Annotated in this window: 18 protein-coding genes; 12 read left to right on the forward strand and 6 right to left on the reverse strand. The window is 61.2% G+C overall.

The genetic code is table 11. From position 1 onward, the window contains the following. Nucleotides 1-109 precede the first annotated feature (109 nt). On the reverse strand, nt 110-2,056 hold the full coding sequence (locus AC3Y64_RS03165; RefSeq protein ID WP_489986415.1) for a methyl-accepting chemotaxis protein: 1,947 nt from the start codon (nt 2,054-2,056) through the stop codon (nt 110-112). A 51-nt stretch (nt 2,057-2,107) separates the two neighbouring features. Continuing rightward, nucleotides 2,108-3,778 (reverse strand): diguanylate cyclase GcbA, encoded by a 1,671-nt coding sequence (gene gcbA, locus AC3Y64_RS03170; protein WP_489986416.1) that lies wholly within the window; start codon nt 3,776-3,778, stop codon nt 2,108-2,110. A 434-nt stretch (nt 3,779-4,212) separates the two neighbouring features. Here gcbA and AC3Y64_RS03175 point away from each other — a divergent pair, with 434 nt between their 5' ends. The 7 genes from AC3Y64_RS03175 (at nt 4,213) to AC3Y64_RS03205 (ending at nt 11,909) form a co-directional block, all read left to right on the forward strand. After that, entirely contained in the window at nt 4,213-5,280 is a 1,068-nt protein-coding gene (locus tag AC3Y64_RS03175) for a DUF2333 family protein (RefSeq protein ID WP_064388778.1), read from the forward strand. A gap of 3 nt (nt 5,281-5,283) precedes the next feature. Then, nucleotides 5,284-5,841, forward strand: coding sequence for an NUDIX hydrolase (locus AC3Y64_RS03180; protein ID WP_489986417.1), 558 nt, complete (start codon nt 5,284-5,286; stop codon nt 5,839-5,841). A gap of 306 nt (nt 5,842-6,147) precedes the next feature. Further along, nucleotides 6,148-6,519 carry a translation initiation factor Sui1 gene (locus AC3Y64_RS03185; protein ID WP_007914613.1) on the forward strand — a complete coding sequence of 124 codons (372 nt, stop codon included), beginning with the start codon at nt 6,148-6,150 and terminating at the stop codon, nt 6,517-6,519. Between the two features lie 219 nt (nt 6,520-6,738). After that, nucleotides 6,739-8,652, forward strand: coding sequence for an arginine decarboxylase (speA, locus tag AC3Y64_RS03190; RefSeq protein WP_489986418.1), 1,914 nt, complete (start codon nt 6,739-6,741; stop codon nt 8,650-8,652). Between the two features lie 234 nt (nt 8,653-8,886). After that, entirely contained in the window at nt 8,887-10,230 is a 1,344-nt protein-coding gene (locus AC3Y64_RS03195) for a contractile injection system protein, VgrG/Pvc8 family (protein WP_489986419.1), read from the forward strand. Beyond that, entirely contained in the window at nt 10,227-11,021 is a 795-nt protein-coding gene (locus AC3Y64_RS03200; protein ID WP_489986420.1) for a DUF4123 domain-containing protein, read from the forward strand. Before AC3Y64_RS03195 ends, AC3Y64_RS03200 begins: the two co-directional genes overlap by 4 nt. Before the next feature lie 12 nt (nt 11,022-11,033). Next, nucleotides 11,034-11,909, forward strand: a complete 876-nt coding sequence (locus AC3Y64_RS03205) for an alpha/beta hydrolase (RefSeq protein ID WP_489986421.1) — start codon at nt 11,034-11,036, stop codon at nt 11,907-11,909. Here AC3Y64_RS03205 and AC3Y64_RS03210 read toward each other — a convergent pair. After that, on the reverse strand, nt 11,903-13,252 hold the full coding sequence (locus AC3Y64_RS03210; protein WP_489986422.1) for an MATE family efflux transporter: 1,350 nt from the start codon (nt 13,250-13,252) through the stop codon (nt 11,903-11,905). The genes AC3Y64_RS03205 and AC3Y64_RS03210 overlap by 7 nt on opposite strands. Nucleotides 13,253-13,397: 145 nt before the next feature. Continuing rightward, nucleotides 13,398-13,691, reverse strand: coding sequence for a hypothetical protein (locus AC3Y64_RS03215; protein WP_007914623.1), 294 nt, complete (start codon nt 13,689-13,691; stop codon nt 13,398-13,400). Between the two features lie 240 nt (nt 13,692-13,931). Here AC3Y64_RS03215 and AC3Y64_RS03220 point away from each other — a divergent pair, with 240 nt between their 5' ends. The 5 genes from AC3Y64_RS03220 (at nt 13,932) to AC3Y64_RS03240 (ending at nt 18,442) form a co-directional block, all read left to right on the forward strand. Beyond that, nucleotides 13,932-14,234 (forward strand): MazG-like family protein, encoded by a 303-nt coding sequence (locus tag AC3Y64_RS03220; RefSeq protein WP_053116915.1) that lies wholly within the window; start codon nt 13,932-13,934, stop codon nt 14,232-14,234. Next, on the forward strand, nt 14,234-14,983 hold the full coding sequence (locus AC3Y64_RS03225) for a methyltransferase (RefSeq protein WP_489986423.1): 750 nt from the start codon (nt 14,234-14,236) through the stop codon (nt 14,981-14,983). Before AC3Y64_RS03220 ends, AC3Y64_RS03225 begins: the two co-directional genes overlap by 1 nt. 12 nt (nt 14,984-14,995) lie before the next feature. Then, nucleotides 14,996-15,610, forward strand: a complete 615-nt coding sequence (locus tag AC3Y64_RS03230; protein ID WP_489986424.1) for a DUF4136 domain-containing protein — start codon at nt 14,996-14,998, stop codon at nt 15,608-15,610. A gap of 54 nt (nt 15,611-15,664) precedes the next feature. Continuing rightward, nucleotides 15,665-16,222, forward strand: a complete 558-nt coding sequence (locus AC3Y64_RS03235; RefSeq protein ID WP_158959750.1) for a DUF4136 domain-containing protein — start codon at nt 15,665-15,667, stop codon at nt 16,220-16,222. Between the two features lie 231 nt (nt 16,223-16,453). Further along, nucleotides 16,454-18,442, forward strand: coding sequence for a pilus assembly protein TadG-related protein (locus AC3Y64_RS03240; RefSeq protein WP_489986425.1), 1,989 nt, complete (start codon nt 16,454-16,456; stop codon nt 18,440-18,442). Here the strand turns inward: AC3Y64_RS03240 and AC3Y64_RS03245 are convergent. Further along, nucleotides 18,439-21,174: a PAS domain-containing sensor histidine kinase gene (locus AC3Y64_RS03245; protein ID WP_489986426.1), complete on the reverse strand. Its 2,736-nt coding sequence runs from the start codon at nt 21,172-21,174 to the stop codon at nt 18,439-18,441. The two genes, AC3Y64_RS03240 and AC3Y64_RS03245, sit on opposite strands and share 4 nt — an antisense overlap. Then, nucleotides 21,171-21,611 carry a TadE/TadG family type IV pilus assembly protein gene (locus AC3Y64_RS03250; RefSeq protein WP_158959747.1) on the reverse strand — a complete coding sequence of 147 codons (441 nt, stop codon included), beginning with the start codon at nt 21,609-21,611 and terminating at the stop codon, nt 21,171-21,173. The genes AC3Y64_RS03245 and AC3Y64_RS03250 overlap by 4 nt, the downstream gene beginning before the upstream one ends. Between the last annotated feature and the right edge of the window lie 13 nt (nt 21,612-21,624).

Raw genomic sequence — 21,624 nt, forward strand, 5'->3', positions numbered from 1 at the left:
CATTCCGCAAGATATGTGGTGATACGAATGACGCAATCGCGAGCAGGCTCACTCCTACAGTTGGAATGCGTTCCCTTGTAGGAGTGAGCCTGCTCGCGATAGCGGTCTATCAGACGCGAAAGGCCTGAACGGCGGTATGCAATTGCCCGCCCAATGCCAGCAGATTCTCACCTTGTTCACGCCCTCGACCGATCCTCACCAGGTTATCCCCACCCAACTGATGAATTCGCTCGCTGTGATCGCGAATCTCGCTGACCGCGCCGCTCTGCTGTGCCGTCACGTCGGCGATGCGGATCGCCGTGTCGGAAATGGTCTGGATCGCGCCGACAATTTTATCCAGCGCGCCATCCGCCGCTTGTGCCTGATTGGCTGTCGCTTCGGCATGTTCAACCTGCGCGCGCATGCCTTCGACGGATTGCCGGGCGGCGGTTTGCAGGCCGGCAATCAACGTTTGAATCTCCGCCGTCGCCCCGGCAGTCCGCTGCGCCAGCGAACGCACTTCCTCAGCGACCACAGCAAAACCACGACCCATTTCCCCGGCGCGGGCCGCTTCAATCGCCGCGTTCAGGGCCAGCAGGTTGGTCTGGTCGGCAATCGAGCGAATCACCGTCAACACACCGCCAATGGTTGCCGACTCTTCGGCCAGATGTTCGATCATCTGCGCGTTGCCCTGAACTTCGCCGACCAACGCGTGCAGCCCGGTCAAGCTTTGGCCGATCACGGTCTGGCCGTGCTCAACGGCCAAACCTGCATGACGGCTGGCGTCGGCAGCCTGCTGCGCATCGCCGGCCACTTGCTGAATGGTCGCTTCCAGTTCGCCGAGGGAATCGCGGATCAGCGCGGTGTCGCCGGCCTGATGTTCGGCGCCGCTGTGCAAGTCGTTGCTCAGTTCGGCCAGGGTGCGACTGCTGCCCGCGACTTGTTCGGCATTGCCACGAATGGTCCCGACCAGATCGACCAGATAGGCGCGCAAGCGGTTCAACGAGGCTTCGATGTCGTGCAATTCACGATTGGTTTTGCCCAAATGAATATCGCAGCTGAAGTCGCCTTCGGCCCAGGTCGACAGGGCCGGCGCGAGGTTGGTCAGGGTGCGCGAGAGTCGGCGCTGCAGGGTGTCGATGAGCAGCGCAATCAGCAGAATCAGACCGATCATCACGCCCTGTATCAGGCGTACTTCGCCTTGAATCTGCCCGTGCTGGGCGCGTACCACCGGCTCAAGACCGGCGATGGCCTGCTGCACGGCGGCGATTTTCTGGTGAGTCGCTGTGCTGAGGTCTGCGCGTTTCTGGATCTGATCGCGAGTGCGTGCCAGCTCCGCCGGGTAGCGCCCGAGCAGACTGTTCAGTTCGCGTTTGAAGCTGACACCGGCATCTTCGGCGGCGGTTTTTTCGGTGTTCTCGATACCCATCATTGCGGCGAAATCATCACTGCCCGACTCGCTGCTGGCAACCACGCCAAGCAAGGGCAGGGCATCGATCACCTGCGCCTGTGCGCGAATATTGCTGACCTCTCGCTCGACGTCGGCGGCCAGTTCACTGCGTCCGCTGCTGACCAATTTGTCTCGCGCCAGCGACAGTTTGCCCAAGTGCTGAGAGGCGACAAGCAGCGGCGTCATATAAGCCGCGTTGCCGCTGGCGTAGGTGCTGAGCTGATCGAGACTGGCGCTCAATTCGCGCTCGGCCTGCAACAGCAAGGCTTGCGGATCACCGGCCAGTTTGCCGGCCGCGAGCAGGTCGGTTTTGCTGAATTCATCCAGGCTCGTCAGGCTCGGGCGCAGGGTGTCGGCCAGCGCGGGCGGCAATGCACTGAGGTCTTTCTGCAACGCTTCGATGGACTGGCTGGCGCTGCTCAGGCGCAGGGCATCGCCGCTGGCGAGGTAATCCTCGACGTTGCGTGCGACCTCGTTCTGAAATTGCTGCGACAACCCCAGATAGCGTTCCATCAACAGGTACGGGCGTTCGAGGGCTTTTTGCGACCACCACAGCGTGGCGCCGAGTGCGAGGCACACGGCGACCAGCAGCAGCGTATTGAGATTGGTGAGCAACTTCAGGCGCATGACGGCTACCAACGGCAGAAATGGTAAGCGCCTGAATTTATTGCGGTTCTGTTACAGGGTTATGACCGAATCAGTGGATTCCGATGAAAAAGTGGCACTTTGCTTTGATTCCCGCGCCGACTGCACGCGATTACGTCCGGCGCCCTTGGCACGGTACAGCGCCTCGTCGGCCTGACTGGCCATCATCAGGCTGTCGCAGTCGTCGTGCATTTCCACCACGCCGGCACTGAAGGTGCACCACAAATCCTGTGGCTGCGCCGGGTAATGAATTTCGGCGAAGCGCTGGCGGATTTCATCGAGGACTTTGTGCGCGGCTTCTATATCCGTGTCAGGCATGACGATGGCGAACTCTTCGCCGCCATATCGGCCAATGAAATCGGTCTTGCGCAGACGCTGTTTGAGAAACAGCGCCAGGCTCTTGATCACCCGGTCGCCCATCGGGTGGCCGTGGCTGTCGTTGACCCGTTTGAAGTGGTCGATGTCGAGCATCGCAAAACTCAGCGGCTTGTTCTCGCGGCGCGCACGGAACGAGCAGTCTTCGAGCAGTTGCAGAATGTGCGTGTGGTTATACAAACCGGTGAGGCTGTCGCGGACCATCCGAGCTTTCAGATTACGTGCGCGGGCGGCGCGGTTGCGCACGGTGGTGATCAGGTGGCGCGGCTTGATCGGCTTGGTCAGAAAGTCATCGCCGCCCTCGCTCATCGCGTCGAGCTGCTTGTCCAGATCGTCCTCTGCCGACAGATAGATGATCGGCACGCTGACATAACGGTCGTTGTGGCGAATCACCTTGGCCAGTTCTGTGCCGGTGCAGGCCGGCATGTACATGTCGAGGATGATCAGGTCGGGCTGGAAATCCGCCAGTTCGGCCATCGCCTGAATCGGTTCGATCAAGGTGCGGGTGACGATGCCGGCGCTGTTGAGCAGGCGTTCGGTGTGCAAGGCCTGCGCACGCGAGTCGTCGATGATCAGCACTTTATAAGGTTCGTACTGGGCGACGCAGGTGAGGACTTCGATCTTCTCCAGCAGGCTCGACGCTTCGAGGGTGCCGGTGAGAAATTCCTGACCACCGGCGCGCACGGCGGCGAGACGGGTCGGGGTGTCGGTTTCATGCAGGCTGAAAAACAGCAGCGGCAGCGGTTCGTCCAGGCCGACCTGGGCTTCGGCGGCGAGCTTCAGGCCGATGCCGGCGCCGCTGAAATCCACGTCCATGACGATCGCCGCAGGCAGGCGCTCGACCATCGACGAACGAAATGCTGAAACACTGTCCAGCGCCTGCGCGCTCAACCCGAAGAATTCCAGCTGCTTGGCCAGCCGCTCGGCACGGTCGTGATCCTGCAACATCACGTAAATCGGTTTGCGCAGCGGCGGCAGGAAGGTCTGATCGAGTTGATCGCCATGGCGCAGACCGGTGCGCGACAGACGCTGCATCAAACGATTGAGGTCGGTGATCAGCCCGCTGCTGAGGCGGCCGCGATTGGCGTCCACCGCTTCCAGCGACTGACCGATGTGCCGCGCGAGTTGCGTGTGTTCCGGCTGTTCGAAACGCTCGGCGAAACGCAGCAGGCGCAAGTTGGCCTCGCTCAGTTCGGCGAGATCGACGGTGGACCACTCACTGCGTTGCAGGCGCTGCCATATCTCAAGAATCTGACGTGCCTGATGAATTACCCGCTGGGCAAAGTGGTGCTTGAGACGCTCACGGCTGGGGTCTTCTGGCTCGGTCATATCCTGACTACTAGTTAGGCTGCATGCTGAGATCGACTGGTGGCTCTATGCTAGCACCTCTTTTCCCTTACACGAATGTCGTACGTCAATAATCTGCAGTGCGACACAATTCAGTTTCTGACCGAGCGGTTTTGTTTTCGACCTGTTCGTCGGTGAAGTCCCGGTGCAGCGGGGGTTTTAAGTAAGGAGGGTGGATTTCTAACAGTTTTTTTGCCTCGGCTTTCACCTGCGTGCTGGATGAGCTTTTCGAGTGTTTTCAATGTCTTGCCCGGATCGGCAAGCGCGTCGGCATCAGGGAAACCCTGAGCTCAATGCGAAGCGTCATTCGCCCATACGATTTGCGGCTTATCTTTACTCGCGGGTGCCCGGCCTTGGCACGTTGTTGTATGGTTGTGGTCGAACCGTTGAACCCAAGTGATTGAAAGGATATCGCCATGCTGGACTGGAAAAACCGCGCGGGCAGCGCGCCTGAACGTGCCGCTGAACCCAAGTCGGCCACCCGCAGCTATGTTGGCGGAGTGCTGTTCAGCCGTGCTTTGGCCACGCTGATCGGCCTCTATCTGCTGGTGACCATCGGCCTTGGCTGGTACTGGAGCCAGGAGCCGGCGCTGTTTCCGGTCGCACAAAACGCGCAAGTGGCTGCCGAGAAAGAAGGCAAGCAGATGGTGATTGGCTACACCACGGTCGAAACCCTGAAGACCGTTGCCGGCACGCTGCTCAACAAGCCGGGCGGCTACATTTCCAACGACCGCTTCCCGCCAGGCCTGTGGATGGACAACACGCCGAGCTGGGAATACGGCGTGCTGGTGCAGGTGCGTGACCTGACCCGCGCCTTGCGCAAAGACTTCGCCCGTTCGCAGTCGCAGTCGGCGGAAGATGCCGATCTGGCCAAAGCCGAACCGCGTTTCAACTTCGACAACAAGAGCTGGATCCTGCCGTCCAGTGAGTCGGAGTACCAGGAAGGCATCAATTCCCTGAGCCGCTATCAGGCGCGTCTGTCCGACCCTACTCAAAAGAACGCGCTGTTCTATGCCCGCGCCGACAACCTGAACAACTGGCTCGGCGATGTTGGCACCCGTCTCGGTTCGCTGTCGCAACGTTTGTCGGCCAGTGTTGGCCGGGTCAAACTCAACACTGCACTGAAAACCGAAGTCCCGGCCATCGGCGAAGTGCCGCAGGTTGACGAAGAAGTCGTCGAGACTCCGTGGATGCAGATCGACAACGTGTTCTACGAAGCACGCGGTCAGGCCTGGGCGCTGTCGCATCTGCTGCGCGCCATCGAAGTCGACTTCGCCGACGTACTGGCGAAGAAGAACGCCACGGTCAGCGTGCGTCAGATCATCCGCGAACTGGAAGCCTCGCAGGAACCGGTCTGGAGTCCTATGATTCTTAACGGCAGCGGCTTCGGCGTGCTGGCCAACCACTCGCTGGTCATGGCCAATTATATTTCCCGAGCCAACGCTGCTGTGATCGATTTGCGTCAACTGCTCAATCAGGGCTGATTCATGAGTCAGAACGCCAAAGAGGCGGCCCATCGCGCCGCCTCCGATGCTGAACAGATCGCTTGGGTCGACGAACAGGACAACCTGCTCGGTGCTCTTGTGCGTGCCGATCTGCGCGAGCGCGGGCTGATCGGACGCGGCACCTACATCATGCTGTTCAATTCCGCCGGTGACCTCTGCGTGCATCGGCGCACCTTGAGCAAGGCGATTTATCCCGGTTACTGGGACGTCGCGGCGGGCGGTATGGTGCAGGCCGACGAAAGCTACGCCGAGTCGGCGGCCCGTGAGCTGGAAGAAGAGCTGGGTGTCAGCGGCGTCGAGTTGACTGCCCACGACCATTTCTACTTCGAAGACACCGGCAACCGACTGTGGTGTTCGGCGTTTTCCGCAGTGTGGGACGGCCCACTGAAACTGCAGCCGGAAGAGGTGCTGGAGGCGCGGTTCATTCCGGTCGAGCAGGTCATGCGGGAAATTGCGCAAAAGCCTTATTGCCCGGACTCTCTGGCCGCGCTCAAGCGCTATCTCAAGGCGCAGCAAAGCGACGTCGCAAAGAACACATAAATTGGCGCTGATTGGCACTTAGCAATCGGGATTTTTGCCGTTACACTGCGCGACCTTTTCAAGCTGTGCCGAATAGTTTGAGGTTGGCCTGCTGACCCACCGTAGGAGCTGCCGAAGGCTGCGATCTTTTGATCTTGTTTTTCAAGAGCAGGATCAAAAGATCGCAGCCTTCGGCAGCTCCTACAGTTCAGCAGTCTCGTCGCCAAATTCCGGCGCAGTAGCGCTGCCCCTGCCTGAGTGGGGCTTCGCGGTCGCTGACCTTGCCCAAGGTTGCGATCAGTCTTTGTCCTCCCAAGAGGATTGCCGGTGGCCAAAAAAGCCGCATCCTTCGCCGCCCTTGGTGGCCTGGTATTTTCCACCGACGCAGGTCGTCATTGCCCGGAATGCAGTAAGCCGGTGGACGCCTGTATCTGCAAACAAACCGTGATCCCGGCCGGCGACGGCATCGCCCGCGTGCGTCGCGAGAGCAAGGGCCGTGGCGGCAAGACGGTGACCACCATCACCGGCGTGCCACTGGCCGAAGATGCGCTCAAAGAGTTGGCGACGACGTTGAAGAAACGTTGCGGCACTGGCGGGGCGTTGAAAGACGGCATCATCGAAATCCAGGGCGATCATGTCGAGCTACTCTTGGCTGAGCTGATCAAGCACGGTTTCAAAGCGAAGAAGTCCGGCGGCTAGCAGCCTCTGTGAAATCCATCTGCGGCTTGATCCGGCTCTGTAACACTGCAGATCCGGCGTCGTCTCCATGGTTTTCACAGAGCCTGTTCATGACCGGTTTCTAAACTCCACGCGGTCAGCGCGGTCTACCGCCGCGCTGACGAACCGTCATTTTCATTCTTTAGACTGCGCCGGCCTGAGATCAGGCGACGCACTATGACTTCTTTATAGGGGACTTCGATGTCCGTACGACGCACACGCAAAGACGATGGCAGCCAATGGACAGTTGCGGACAGCCGCAGTGTTTACGGGATTCGCCATTGGGGGGCCGGGTATTTCGCGATCAATGAAGCCGGTCGCGTCGAAGTTCGTCCGAACGGCCCGAGCAGCTCGCCTATCGACCTGTTCGAGCAAGTCGACCAACTGCGCAAAAGCGGTTTGTCCTTGCCGTTGCTGGTTCGTTTCCCTGACATCCTGCAAGACCGCGTTCGCCAGTTGACCGGTGCCTTCGATGCCAACATCGAGCGCCTGGAATACCAGAGCAAATACACCGCGCTGTACCCGATCAAGGTTAACCAGCAAGAAGCGGTGATCGAAAACATCATCGCCACACAGGACGTCTCCATCGGTCTGGAAGCCGGCTCCAAGCCTGAGCTGCTGGCCGTGCTGGCGCTGGCGCCGAAGGGCGGCACCATCGTCTGCAACGGTTACAAGGACCGCGAGTTCATCCGTCTGGCGCTGATGGGCCAGAAGCTCGGCCACAATGTGTTCATCGTGATCGAGAAAGAATCCGAAGTCGCTCTGGTGATCGAAGAAGCCGCCTCGCTCAAGGTCAAGCCACAGGTCGGCCTGCGCGTGCGTCTGTCGTCGCTGGCCTCGTCGAAGTGGGCGGACACCGGTGGCGAGAAATCCAAATTCGGTCTGTCGGCGGCGCAGTTGCTGTCGGTGGTCGAGCGCTTCCGCGCGGCCGGTCTGGATCAGGGCATTCGTCTGCTGCACTTCCACATGGGTTCGCAGATTGCCAACCTTGCTGACTATCAGCACGGTTTCAAAGAAGCCATTCGTTACTACGGCGAGCTGCGCAACCTCGGTCTGCCGGTCGATCACATCGATGTTGGCGGCGGTCTGGGTGTCGATTACGACGGCACGCACTCGCGCAACGCCAGCTCGATCAACTACGACATGGACGATTACGCCGGTGTCGTGGTCGGCATGCTCAAGGAATTCTGCGACGCGCAGAGCCTGCCGCATCCGCACATCTTCTCCGAAAGCGGCCGCTCGCTGACCGCGCACCACGCCATGCTGGTGGTGCAGGTGACTGACGTCGAGAAGCACAACGACGAAATCCCGCAGATCGAGAATAAAGAAGCGCTGCCGGAAACCGTGCAGTGGCTGGTCGACCTGCTCGGTCCGACCGACATCGAAATGGTCACCGAAACCTACTGGCGCGCCACCCACTACATGAGCGACGTCGCTGCACAGTACGCCGACGGCAAGCTGACCCTGGCCGAAAAGGCCTTGGCCGAGCAATGCTATTTCGCCGTGTGCCGTCGTCTGCACAACTCGCTGAAAGCGCGTCAGCGTTCGCATCGTCAGGTGCTCGACGAGCTCAACGACAAACTGGCCGACAAGTACATCTGCAACTTCTCGGTGTTCCAGAGCCTGCCGGACACCTGGGCGATCGATCAGGTCCTGCCGATCATCCCGCTGCATCGTCTCGACGAAGAGCCGCTGCGCCGCGCGGTGCTGCAGGATCTGACCTGCGACTCCGATGGCAAGATCAACCAGTACGTCGACGAGCAGAGCATCGAAACCAGCCTGCCGGTACACGGTTTGAATGAAGGCGAAGATTATCTGCTGGGCGTGTTTCTGGTCGGCGCCTATCAGGAAATCCTCGGCGACATGCACAACCTGTTCGGTGACACTGACTCGGTGAACATCTACCAGAACGCCGATGGCAGTGTGTACCACGCTGGCATCGAGACCCACGACACCATCGAAGACATGCTGCGTTACGTGCACTTGTCGCCGGAAGAACTGATGACCCACTACCGCGACAAGTGCGCCAGTGCCCGCATCAGTGCCAGCGAGCGCACGCAGTTCCTCGATGCCTTGCGTCTGGGCCTGACCCGTTCCTCCTACCTGTCTTCCTGACATCAGGATGCCTGCCCATCGGGTTGTCTGAAATTTTCCCGCAAGCTGCGGAAATTTCGGATGACTCGGTGGGATCCTTCCCAAAATCCACGCGAAATACTGGTCGCCCCTGGCCAGCAAAGTCATTCGGTCTGCTTTTCGCGTAGGTCATTTCCTAAGTTGTAGTTGCGCTCTCTACTCAGCCATGGCTCTCGGCGAGAATCCCCGACCGCCCCTCCTGTAGAGATTCCGCCAATGTTCGATCCCACCAACGAGTCGTCGTTTCGTCTCGATGTAGCGGGTCTGCCCGACCCCTTCGAAGTCCTGGCCTTTACCGGTAACGAGGCTCTGAGCGAACCGTTCGCGTTTGAAATCGATGTCGTGATCGAAGATCCGCAACTGGACCTTGCCAGCTTGTTGTACCGATCGGCGTTCCTGTGTTTTGGCGCCTCGCAAGAGGGGGTGCACGGCCAGTTGCAGAGCCTGATCCAGTATGAACATGGCAGCGGCTCGCGGTTGTGCCGGGTGCAGCTCGGGCCCCGACTGAGCTGTCTGGCGTTGCGCTTCAGTCAACGCATCTTCAGCGGTCGAACCGTGGTGCAGATCCTTGAGCAGGTGCTCAAGGAGCACGGCATCATCGCTGGCCAACGCCGCTTCGACGGTTGCGCCGAACACCTGCCCCGGACCTTTTGCACTCAGTACCAGGAATCGGATCTGCAGTTTCTCCAGCGCTTGTGCGTGCAGGCGCATATCCACTATCACTTCGAACACCGTCGCGATGGTCATTGCCTGGTGTTTGGCGATGACCCTGCCGGTTTGCCGAAGACGGCAGTGGCACGGTTTGCCATGGCTGATGAAGACGCCGTGCCGGCTGTTCGGCAATGGCAATTACAAGCCAACGTAGCGAACGCCGAGACGACGCAAACGCTGCGGACCGCTGAAGGTCAGACCGATCTGGCGCGGCTGCGCAGTGGTCAATGGCTGCCCCTGACCGGTCACCCTTTCGCCGAGTGCAATCGGCGCTGGTTGCTGACCCGAGTCGAACATCATGCCGATCAACTTCAGGAGCCTGCGTACAGCAACCGTATCTTTGCGCTTGAACAAGCTTCGGAGTGGGTGGTGGATGCGCCACCAAGGCGACGCATGCACAGTCTGCAACGGGCCTGGGTTGTAGCGGTCGACGAGCCGCGCCCGGATCGCTCGCGTCCGGTCGCCGTGCAATTCGACTGGCTGTACCAAGGCGAAGGCGCCGCCCCCAGCCATTGCTGGCTGGCGTTGACGCCGGCACTGGCGGATACGCCGATCGCGACACTGGGCGAAGGTGTCGAAGTGGTGGTGAGTTTCCTTGAAGGGGATCCGGATCAGCCAGTCATCAGTGGCGTCCTGCAACGTCCCGCCGCCGTGGCCGACCCCGAGGAGGCGCTGCCGTTGCCGGCAACACCGATGCCGCTGAATGAGGGCACGCAGCGCCTGTTGCAATCGGCCGAACCGTTGCTGCTGTTATGCCTGATACCCGGGGGCGGCAGTTTTGCTCACTGTGCGCAAACGGTGTGCACCTGCCGATTGGTCACCGCCCTTGAACAGAGTGGCGGACGATGAGCGGCCCGGGGCGCGATGCCCCTGCGCAGTGGCTGCTGCTCGACAGCGTGGAGACCTCTCTGGCCATGCGTACGCTGCGTCAGGGATTCTCCGGCGTGCAATGGTTCTGGCTGTTTGACGCTACCGAGTTTCAGTCGTCGCGTGAGCTCGGGCCGCTGTTGATCAGGCTGCAAGGTTGCCCGGCGTTGATCGCGCTGTGTCAGCGCGATCCGCAGACCTGGCGCGGTCTGTTGCTGCAAAGTCCGGCGCCGGCGGATGAACTGCTCGCGCATTTGCGCCGCATGCTCACGGTTTCCTTCGGCCTCAGCCACCGCGCGTTGCTGAGTTACTACAACCGCCAGACCGCCAGCTATTTTTTCGATGCCTGCGATGCCCGCGAACTGAGCCGCTGGCTCGGGCCTATCCAGCAACTGCAGTGGTTTGGCGGCACCTGGGCGGACCGTGCGATCGGCAGTGAAGGCTGGCAGCAGCTGCGCAATCCACGCTTGGCCGTTGCCCCGCTGGGCATTGAAGAATCCCTCAGTCGTCGGCAGCGCGAACGCCTGCAAAGCTGTCTGCTGGAACAACATGCCTACCGCTGGAGTCAATCGCTCAACGTCGCTTATCCACTGCTATGGCGGCACGTCCAGCAGGGTCTGGTGCTGGGATTCACTGATCGCAGCGTGCTCGATGACTGGCTATGGCTACGCTTGCAGCATCCGCGGGAGGTGTTGCCGCCGCTGCCGGAAGGGCTGACTCAGCACGAGCGACTCGAGCATCTGCGTCGACACTGGCAGCAGGATCATCACTAAGACAGGACGGATATGGCACGTACCTACCGAGCATGGTTCGGCGCAATGATCAGCGCACTGGTGTTGCTGGCACTTGGCGGTTGTTCGCCGGTGAAGCTGCTCAACGCCCTGACCCCGGAGGCGTCTTTCACCCGGACCGCGGGCATTGCCTATGGTGAAGATCCGCGGCAGAAGCTGGACGTGTATGTCCCCCGGCATCCGCTCGCAGACGCGCCGGTGGTGGTGTTCTTTTACGGTGGCAGCTGGAACAGTGGCCAGCGCGAGGATTACACCTTCGTCGGCGAGGCCCTCGCGTCGCAGGGCATTGTCGCGGTGATTGCCGATTATCGGCTGTATCCGCAGGTGCGTTATCCATTGTTTCTGGAGGACGGCGCGCAGGCAGTGGCGTGGACCCGGGCGCACATTCGCCAGTTTTCCGGCAACCCGCAGCGCCTGTATCTGATGGGCCACAGTTCTGGCGCCTACAACGCGGCCATGCTGGCGCTGGACGCGCGATGGCTCGTGCCGGTGGGGATGTCGCCCCAGGATTTGAGTGGCTGGATCGGATTGGCCGGGCCTTACGACTTCCTGCCAATCGAAAACCCCGATGTGCGTCCGGTGTTTTTCTGGCCCGACTCACCACCGCAATCGCAGCCGATCCATCATGTCACTCGCGGCGCACCGCCTGCGTTGCTGATCGCCGCGACCGAGGATGATCTGGTCAACCCGACACGCAATACCGGCGGCCTCGCCAGCAAGCTGCGCGAAGCCGGGGTGCCGGTGCAGGATCTGTATTACTCGCGACCTAGCCACATCACTTTGGTGGCGACGCTGTCGCGACCATTGCGCCGGTTGGCGCCGGTGCTTGAGCAAGTCGTCGGGTTCATCAAGCACACGCCCGGTCAGTGAGCGCCGCCGCTGAACCAGCCATCGTTGCGTTTGAGCCACCAGGCCATTGCTCCGAGCGTCAGGCTGCGCAAAACCATGAACAGCAGAAACGTTATCCACAGGCCGTGATTGCCCAAAACTTGCAGCGCCCAGGCAAACGGCAGCAGCAGGACGACGGTCAGCAGCATGCCATTGCGCATTTCCCGAGCGCGGGTGGCGCCGATGAACAGGCCGTCGAGCAGGTAACTCCACACCGCAATCAACGGCAGCACGGCGAGGTAGGGCAGGTAGATGAACGCGGTCTCGCGCACGCTCTGGATATCCGTTTGCATCTCGATGAACAGGTGTCCGCCCAGCAGAAACAGCGCGGCAAACCCCACGCTGGCGATCAGTGACCAGCCACCGGCCACCACCAGAGAGCGGCGCAGCGCCAGCCGATCACGGGCGCCGATGGCGTGGCCACACAATGCTTCAACGGCGTGCGCCAGTCCGTCCAGTGCGTGGGCCGTGAGAAGCAAACCGTTGAGCAGCAGCGCATTGGCGGCGACCGTCGCATCACCCAGCCGTGCGCCTTGCACGGTGATCATGAAAAATACCGACTGCAGCGCCAGGCTGCGAATGAAGATGTCGCGGTTGACCGCCAGCAACGGTCGCCAGCTCTGCCAGACTTTCAGTGCAGCCCAGACGATGTGCCCCGGATACGCGCGCAAAGCCTTGCGAGTGAGCAGCAGGCCGAGGAGGGCACCACTCCACTCGGCAATCACCGAGGCCCGGGCTGAACCGACCACGCCCCAATCCAGGCCGATGACGAACCACAGGTTGAGGACGATGTTGATCAAATTGGTGGTCAGCAGAATCGCCAGCGGCGCCCGGGCGTTTTGCGTGCCGAGGAACCAGCCGACCAATGCGTAACTGGCCAGCGCTGCCGGCAGACCGAACAGCCGTGTGTGAATAAAATCGCGGGTGAGCTGATCGAGTTCCGCCGACGGCTGCATGAAGTGCAGCGCGATCCCGCTCAACGGTACGCCGAGGGTGCCCAGCACCAGCGCCAGCCCCATCGCCAGCAACAGGCCCTGCAGAAGAATTTGCCGCAACGCCGCACCGTCGCTGCGCCCGGCGGCTTGTGCAGCGAAGCCGGTGGTACCCATGCGCAGAAAACCCATGGCCCAAGCGAGAAAGGTGTACAGGCTGGCGCCGACCGCCACCGCCCCCAATTGATGGGCGTGGGGCAAATGGCCGATGACGGTGCTGTCGACCAGCGCCACCAGCGGCACGGAGATATTGGAAAGAATCATCGGCGCGGCCAGCGCCCAGACCTTGCGGTGAGTCGGGCGGTCGCGCCAGTCGGCGGTCAGGTTGGACATGCGGGCTCCTTGGGGGAGCGGCATTGTAGCGATTAACGCTATCCCCTGTAGGCCTTCGCCTGCTCGCGATAGCGTCGGTCCAGTCACAACAGCGTCGAATGACACTCCGCTATCGCGAGCAGGCGAAGGCCTACAAGGTTTTGTCTCAGTGAATAATCCAGCTCAGCAACCACAACCCCAGCAACAACCAGATGATCCCGGCAATGATCGAAGCGTTCATGAACGCCCGAATCGCCGACCACAACAGCATTAACCCGACGATCAGCGCGATGATGCTGATGATCGACGTGTCCATGCCCAGCGTCTTTGCCAGCCCGTCGACGAAGTTGCCGCCAGCATTGCTCAAAATATTGAAAAGCCCACTCAGGCCATCGACGATAAAGCGGATGACCGACCCGAGCGCCTGTCCGAGCCATTCGAAAAAGCTTTCTACCTGCATGTGTTCATCCTGATGAAAGAGCTGAGCCTTGGGCCACAACGCAGGTGGCCGAGTTCCCTGCCACGAGTATGGCCCAATGCAGCGCCGAACGTAAAACCTGTAGGAGCTGCCGCAGGCTGCGATCTTTTGATGTTGTTTTTCAAAGATCAAGATCAAAAGATCGCAGCCTGCGGCAGCTCCTACATGGGCCTTGCCTTCAGCGGGTATCCGCTTGAAGCTATACGCCTTCAGGAGAACCCGATGAACCTTGTTGAACTGACCGAGCGCCTGCACGCCATTCGCGATCGCAATGACTGGCGGCAATTTCACAGCCCGAAAAACCTCGCAATGGCCGCCAGCGTCGAAATGTCCGAGCTGGTGGAAATTTTCCAGTGGCTGAGCGAAGACCAGTCGCGCCAGTTGCCCGCTGACAAACTCGCCCACGCCGGGCAGGAAGTCGGCGATATCGTGCTGTACCTGTTGCTGCTGTGCAGCGAGTTGGGGTTGGACATGAATGAAGTGGTGCGTGCCAAGCTCGCCGACAGCGAACGGCGGTTCAGCTGATGAGCGACCGGCATTTCGATCAGTTGGCGACGCGTTTCGCCGAAAAAATCTACGGTGGCGCCAAAGGCGCGATCCGCCTCGCGGTGTTGCAGGCCGACCTTGCCGAAGCCCTGCCGGATCGCCCGTTGCGGGTGCTCGACATCGGCGGTGGTCTCGGCCACATGTCGCTGTGGCTGGCCGAACGTGGCCACGACGTGACCTTCACCGAACCGGCGGAACCGATGCTCGAAGGTGCCCGCCAGCGTTTCGCCGAAGCCGGGCAGACCGCGACGTTTATTCAGGCGCCGTGGCAGGAATTGCTCGGGCAACTCACCGAACCTTACGACCTGGTGATCTGCCACGCGGTGCTCGAATGGCTCGCCGAACCCCACGCGATCCTGCCGGTGCTGCATCAACTGACCAAGCCCGGTGGCTGGTTGTCGCTGGCGTTCTACAACCGCGACGCGCTGATCTACCGCAACCTGCTCAAAGGCCATTTCAAGAAAATGCGCAAGAACGACATGGCCGGTGAAAAGCAGAGCCTGACCCCGCAACAGCCCCTCGATCCTCGGGAATTGGCAACGCAACTCCACGGCTTGTGGCAGGTCGAAACCCAGAGTGGGATTCGGGTTTTTCACGACTACATGCCGGTGGAATTCCAGGCCCGCGCCGAACTCGTCGATTTGCTCGAGATGGAGCTCGCTCACCGTCGCCACCCAAGCTTCGCCGGGCTTGGGCGTTACTTGCACTGGATCTGTCGGCCGATCTGATCGGAGCGCGAAATGAAAGCTCAATCCGGGTTATTGCTGATCTGTCTGGGGTTGGCCGCCTGCCAGGGCAGCAACCCTTACGTGGCGCAGTCGCGGCCCTTGCCTCCGGCACCGCCGCAAGCGGCCAAGACCTTTGATCGCAGCGCCTACCCGGCGCCGCCACGCGATTACGGGCGTTACCGCAGTTGGGCCTGGCTCAACGGGCAGTTGCCGCCGGGCACCGCGTGGGCGGATTCAGCGCAAGTCGCCGAAGCCGTGAGCAATGCGCTGGATCAGCGCGGCCTGCGCCCGTTGCACGACAATCGTCCGGCCGACCTGTTGGTCAGCGCTCGTCTGAGTCTGCAAACCCGCTTGCGTCAGGTTCAGGACGATTACGGTTACTACGGCGGCGGATACGGTGGCTATGATCGTTATGGCCGCGGCGTCGGCATGTACAACAGTGTGCCGGTGGTGCGCACGTATTCGGAGCAGGTCGTGGTCGTGCAGGTCGATCTGTTCGACGCCGGCACCGGCCAACCGGTGTGGAGTGCCAGCGCTGAAACCGGCGCCAAGGGCAATCAGATCGATGGCACGGATGCGATTCGCGAGGCTGTGGAAAAGGCCATGTCGGCGTATCCTCCCAGTTAGCTTCCGGCAAATGAGAAGCTCTAGCAGGTTCATGTCTTCAACCGGAGAAAAACCATGTTCCGCCGTCTCGTATTACTGACCATGGCCGTGCTGCTCAGTGCTTGCGCCGCCAACCAGGTCAATCATGACTTCGACGCCAGCCGCGACTTTGCCGCTTATCGCAGCTGGAGCTGGAAAGACCCCGCCCTGCAATATCGCCCCGATGACCCACGGATCAAAAGCGACCTGACCGAGCAACGCATCCGTCAGGCCGTCACCGATCAGCTCGATCAACGCGGCTTGCGCCCGGCGGCGGCGGGGGCCAAGGGTGATTTGAGTGTGCAGACTTACCTGATCGTCGAGGATCGTCAGCAGCAAGTGACGACCAATTACGGCGGCGGTTGGGGCGGCCCGTGGAATGGCTACTGGGGCGCGCCGATGTACAACGAAACGCGCAACATCACCTACAAGGTTGCGACCATCCAGATCGACCTGCTCGACGGCAAGGACGGCAAACTGGTGTGGCGCGGCAGCGACGAGCAGATGCTCGCCAGCAAACCGAATCCAGAAGATCGCAGCAATGCCATCCGCGAGACGGTCGCCCGCATCCTCACCAACTATCCACCGCGCTGAAATACAAATCCTGAGGACGCCTCGGTCACTGTGGGAGCCGGGCTTGCCCGCGATGACGGCGGCACATCCAACATTGATGTGTCAGACAGTCCGCCATCGCGGGCAAGCCCGCTCCCACAGGTTTTGAGTTGTTCAGAAAATGTGTGTTGATGGCTGGCGCGTTGCCAGCAGCTTCACTGAGCCCGTCTACACTCAACTGCACCAATGGAGGTAACGGCAAAGGAGTGCGCCATGTCGCCTCGCTCGCATTTCAACGGCCCGGCGCGGCAACGCGGGGCGATCGGCCTGATGGCGGCGCTGACCCTCGGTCTTGCGCTGGTGTGCATGGTGCTGGTGGTCGACAGCGGTCGCCTGTACATGGAACAACGGCGCTTGCAGCGGGTGGTCGATGTCGCCGCGCTCGAGGCGGTCTCGCGCAGCGGGGATTGTCTGACCGGCCTCAGCGCTGCGGCTTATGCCACTGCCAGTGCGGCGCGCAACGGTTTTGCCGTGGCAGCGGATACGACCCTCACCGTCACCTGTGGCACCGTGCAGCCGGGTGCAAACAATCTGCGCGCCTTCACGATGGATGCGAGCAAAAAAGCAGCAATCAGCGTCGTCGCCACACGCGTGGTACCCACCAGTGTGGCTGCCGCTCTGTATGCGCTGTTCCAGCCGGGCAGGGTGTCGCCAACGACACGTCTGCACGCAAGGGCGGTCGGCACTTCGGCCATTCTGCCGCCGCTGGCGCAACTGACCATTGGCACTACCGCGCTGACGGTCGACGCGAGCAAGTCGGCGGCGTTGAATGCGCTGTGGGGCGGCTTGCTCGGTGGCAGCCTCAACCTCAGCGTTGCCGGTTGGCAAGGCCTGGTCGATACCAATATCAGTCTGCTCGGCTATCTGAACCAACTGGCGCTCGATCTGCACGTGGACGCCGGCAACTACACGCAGGTGTTGAGCCAGAGTATTCAGGTCAACCAACTGCTCGACACCGCCATCACCGTATTGACCAAGGGCGGCACCACCACCAGTGTCGCGGTCAGTGGACTGGTCGGATTGAAAGCCATCGTCGGCAACACCTCGGTGGTGCTCGGGCAATTGCTGCAACTGCAGACCGGCGCCACCTCGGCCGCGCTCAATGCCAATCTGCAAGTGTTCCAGTTGCTCGAAGCCGTCGTGCAACTGGCCAACAGTCAGAACGCCCTGACGGCCAGCGTGCCGCTGAGCATTCCCGGGCTGGTCAACGGCTCGGTGAAAGTCAAAGTGATCCAGCCGCCGCAGTTGTCGGCGGTCGGCAACCCGGCGCTGGCCAAGGCTGACCCGATGGGCGCCAACCGCATCTACGTGAAAACCGCGCAGGTACGCACATTGATTTCGCTGAATCTGCCGGTGCTGGGCAACGTGTCCGGGCTCGCCAACGCCATCGTCAGTACGCCCTTGGTGGGCGGTCTGACCGACACTCTCAACAACCTGTTGCACTTGAACATTGCCGGCACACTGAACTCGTTGTTCTGCGCCCTGGGTGGCACCTGTCAGCGCACCAATCTGCAGATTCTGCCCACTTCCAGCATCGACATCTTGCTGGAGGCCGCCGCGGCCGACAGCCACGTCACCGATTTCAACTGTGTCAGCGATGCGAGCAAAAGCCTGACCACCCAGACCAACTCCTCATTGGTCAAGCTCAAGGTCGGCAAGATCGACGCCGCCAATGCTTTCTCCTCTTCGGCCGATGTCACCGTACAGCCGCTGGCATTGATTGATGTTGGCGTCATCACCTGCACCATTCCGTTGCTCGGGCTGGGCTCGGCGACGTGTGATCAGAGCACGCGCAAACCGTTTTATGGCGGCGGTCTGGGGGTGAAGGTTGATACCTCCGTGGCGAGCATGCAAAACATTCACACCTACAACCAGCCACCGGAAATCAAGCAAACGCCAATGACCTACAGCTTCGGCACACAAAGCGTGGTCAACAGTTTGAAAGGCACGTTGAGCGGGGTTCAGGTGCAGGCCTACAAACCCACCGGCTCAAGCCTGTTGGGTGGCTTGCTCACGACCACGGCGGACGTGCTGGCGGGCGTCAACAGCACGCTCGGCGTGGTTATCGACAACCTGCTCAGCCCGGTGCTTGACCCGATACTCGATGGCTTGCTGGCCAACCTCGGCATCACCCTGAACAAGGTTGATGTCGGCGCTAACCTCAGTTGCAAGCCACCCGGGCAACCGATGCTGGCGATCTAATCGGGCAGCGCAATCGGCAGTTCGATGCAGAACCGCGCGCCCTCATCACCGTTGCGCACGCTCAGGCGTCCGCCCATGTTTTCGACGATGCCGTAACTCACCGACAAGCCCAGACCGGTGCCGACACCGACCGGTTTGGTGGTGAAAAACGGCTCGAAAATCCGCTCCAGCAAACGTGGGTCAATGCCGCCGCCGTTGTCCTCGACCCACAGCCGCACCACGTGCTCGTCGCACTCGGCGTGCAGCGCAATCCACGGCTGAAAGTCGCGATCGGCTTCGCGTTTGCTGAGCAGCGCATCGCGGGCATTGACCATCAGGTTGATCAGAACTTGTTCGAGCTGATCGACGTAGCCGCGCACCTGAACCTGGAAGTCCGCTTCTTTGATCCGCAATTCCACGCCTTTGCCGCGCAAGCCTTCCGACAGCAGCGACAGCGTGCCCTCGATCGCCTCCAGCGGATTGAACGGATGTTGTTCGATTTCCGAGCGCCGCCCGAACACGCGCATGTGATCCACCACTCGGGCCGCCCGTTGCACCTGCGCATCGATGCGTTTGAGTTTGTCGGTCAGGTAGTCGATCTGCACATCGCCGTTGCTCAAGCGCTTGAGCACATTGACGATGGCCATGCGCATCACGTTCAGCGGTTGATTGATCTCATGGGCAAGCCCCGTGGCCATTTCGCCGAGGGTGGCCATTTTTGCGCTTTGCGTCAGTTGCTGCTGCGAGCGCCGCACTTCGGTGTTGTCGCGGCCCACCGCTTGTACCTCGACCAGCGTGCCGTGCTCATCGAACACGCCGCGATCGGACCAGACCCACCAGGCGTGTTCACGGCCGGGCAGACGCAGATTGATTTCGGCGGTGCTGACAGGCATTTCCGGCGTCAGTTGCGCCAGGCGCTGCACGAAAGCTTCGCGCTGTTCATCCGACATCCAACTGCCCAGATTCACCCCGGGCAATTGCTCGGGGGCGCACTCGAGATACATCGCCAGTGGCCGGTTGCCGAAGGTCAAAGTCAGGTCGGGACGGTAACGACAAATCATCGCGGGCGAGTCTTCCACCAGAATCCGGTAGCGCTCTTCACTGACCTTGATCTGTTCGGCGGCGAGGGTCGCATCCGTCACGTCGAGCCACAGACCGACGGCCTCCACCGGTAAGCCGAGATCGTCGCGCAGCAATTTGGCCTCATCGAGCAGCCAGTGCACATTGCCTTGGCGGTCGAGCACCCGATAGCGTGCGCTCACCGAACCTTCGCGCAGCAATTGCCGGGTACGTTCGAAATAGCGCGGGCGGTCTTCCGGGTGCACGTGTTCAACCAGGCGACCGTCGTCACAATCGACGAGAGTCCAGCCTAAAAGCGCTTGCAGGCTGGCGCTGAAAAAACTTGGTTGCAGCGCGCCTGCCACGTAGCGCTGCACGTAGATCACTGCCGGTGAACTGGCGATCAGATTGTCCAGCCGCGCATGGGCGGCGGCGGCCTGTTGTTGCTGATTCTTGATGTCGCTGATGTCGAGCATGAACCCCACCAGTCGACGCTGGGCACCGATGCCCAAAGACTGACCTTGCAAGCGATACCACAATGGCAACGTTTGCTCGGCGGTTTGCCAGCGCACGCACACTTCCAGAGGCGCGCCTTCATCCTGCAAAGTTTGCAGGCGACTGCGCAGCTCATCGCGGTCGGCGGGATGCACCTGATTGAGCCAGTCCTGAACCGGCAATTGCGTTGTCGCCAAGCCGAGACTGTGCGCCAGTGTCGGCGCCAGTTGCACTTGGTTGCTGTCGCTGAATACTTCCCACCAACCGGTGCCGAGCAGCGCTTGCAGGGTGTCCAGGCGTTCCAGTTGCTGCTGATGACGATGCTCACGCAGCCTTTCCAGTAACGGCGCGGCCACGGCGGCGGCGAGTAGAAGCCAGTCATGATCACTGAGGTCAGGCGCCAGTTGCTGCACGTTATAGTCGGCGCACACCAGCCAGGCAGCCACACCCTGCGCATCGCGATAGGGCACGGCAAAACCTTCGTTCAGACCGAAAATGGCGCTCAGGCGCGGCTGCTCGCGGGCCAGCAAACGCTGGGGCGACGCACCGTCGAGACTGTCGAGCCCGGTGCCCAGATGTTGCTGTTCTCGCCACAGGCGCGGCGCATTCAATGCCGTGTAGTGCTGATGAATCTGCCAGCCCAGGCCTTGCTCATCGAGCAGCGCCACGGCCAGACACGGGATATGCAAGTGCTGGCTAAGCCGTTGCAGTTGCTCGCCCAGCGCATCAGGCAGGCGGGCCAGGCTGCAAAGGCGCAGCTGGTCGCGAATCTGCGTGGCGAGCAACTGCGCTTGTTCGCGGCTGCGCGCCTGGCGTCGCTCACCGAGTAAGTCGCCGATGTCGAGCAGTTGCAGAAGCCAGCCGCCGTCGTGCGCCTGCACCCAACCGCGCAAGTGCAGAGGCGGACCGGCCTGGCTGAAAAAATCGAGGTCGAGCATTTGGCCTTGCCAGTCGGCCGGTTGGCCTTCGACGCTCAGGCTGCTGTGCGGCAGCAAATACGTCAGCAAATGCGCGGGTTGCGCCCCCGACAGCTGCGCGGCCAACACATGGCGTAACGGCCCGCTCAGATGATTGACGTAACCGTCGCCGTCCAGATACAGCTGCAGACCCACGCTTTGCACCACCGCCGATTGCTGAGTCGGGGAAGCGCCGAGAGGTCGATTGAGCAGGCGGCCGAACAGCTTGTCACCGGAACTCAAAATTGCAGGCTCGACGAGGCGCGCAGTGTGGCGGGCAGACGCGGTACCGTGCCGACGCCGGGCAGCACCAGAAACGGCAACGCCTGATTCAATTTGCTTGTGGGGTAATTGATGGTCACCGTCAGCACGCCGCCGGTATAGGTGATGGTGCTGTCAGTGGCAGCATTGAAATTCAGCGCGGCGGGCAGCCAGGCCAATTGCCGGCCGAGTTCGGTCCGCGCGGTCGTGGTAATGGCGGTCGAATAATTCGCTGAGGCAGGATCCAGCGCCACGCTGCGGCGTACGGCTTCGGCGGTGGACTCGTTGAATGATTGCATCAACAACAGCGGCAAGCTGTAGCTGACCAAGCCATAAAACACGGCGAAAAAGATCACGAACACCAAGGCGAATTCGATGGCGACAGCGCCTTTTTGTTTACGGGGGAGGCCGGATTTCATGAGTGCGTCTACC

The sequence above is a fragment of the Pseudomonas sp. 4CAES_32.4 genome (genome assembly GCF_058136335.1).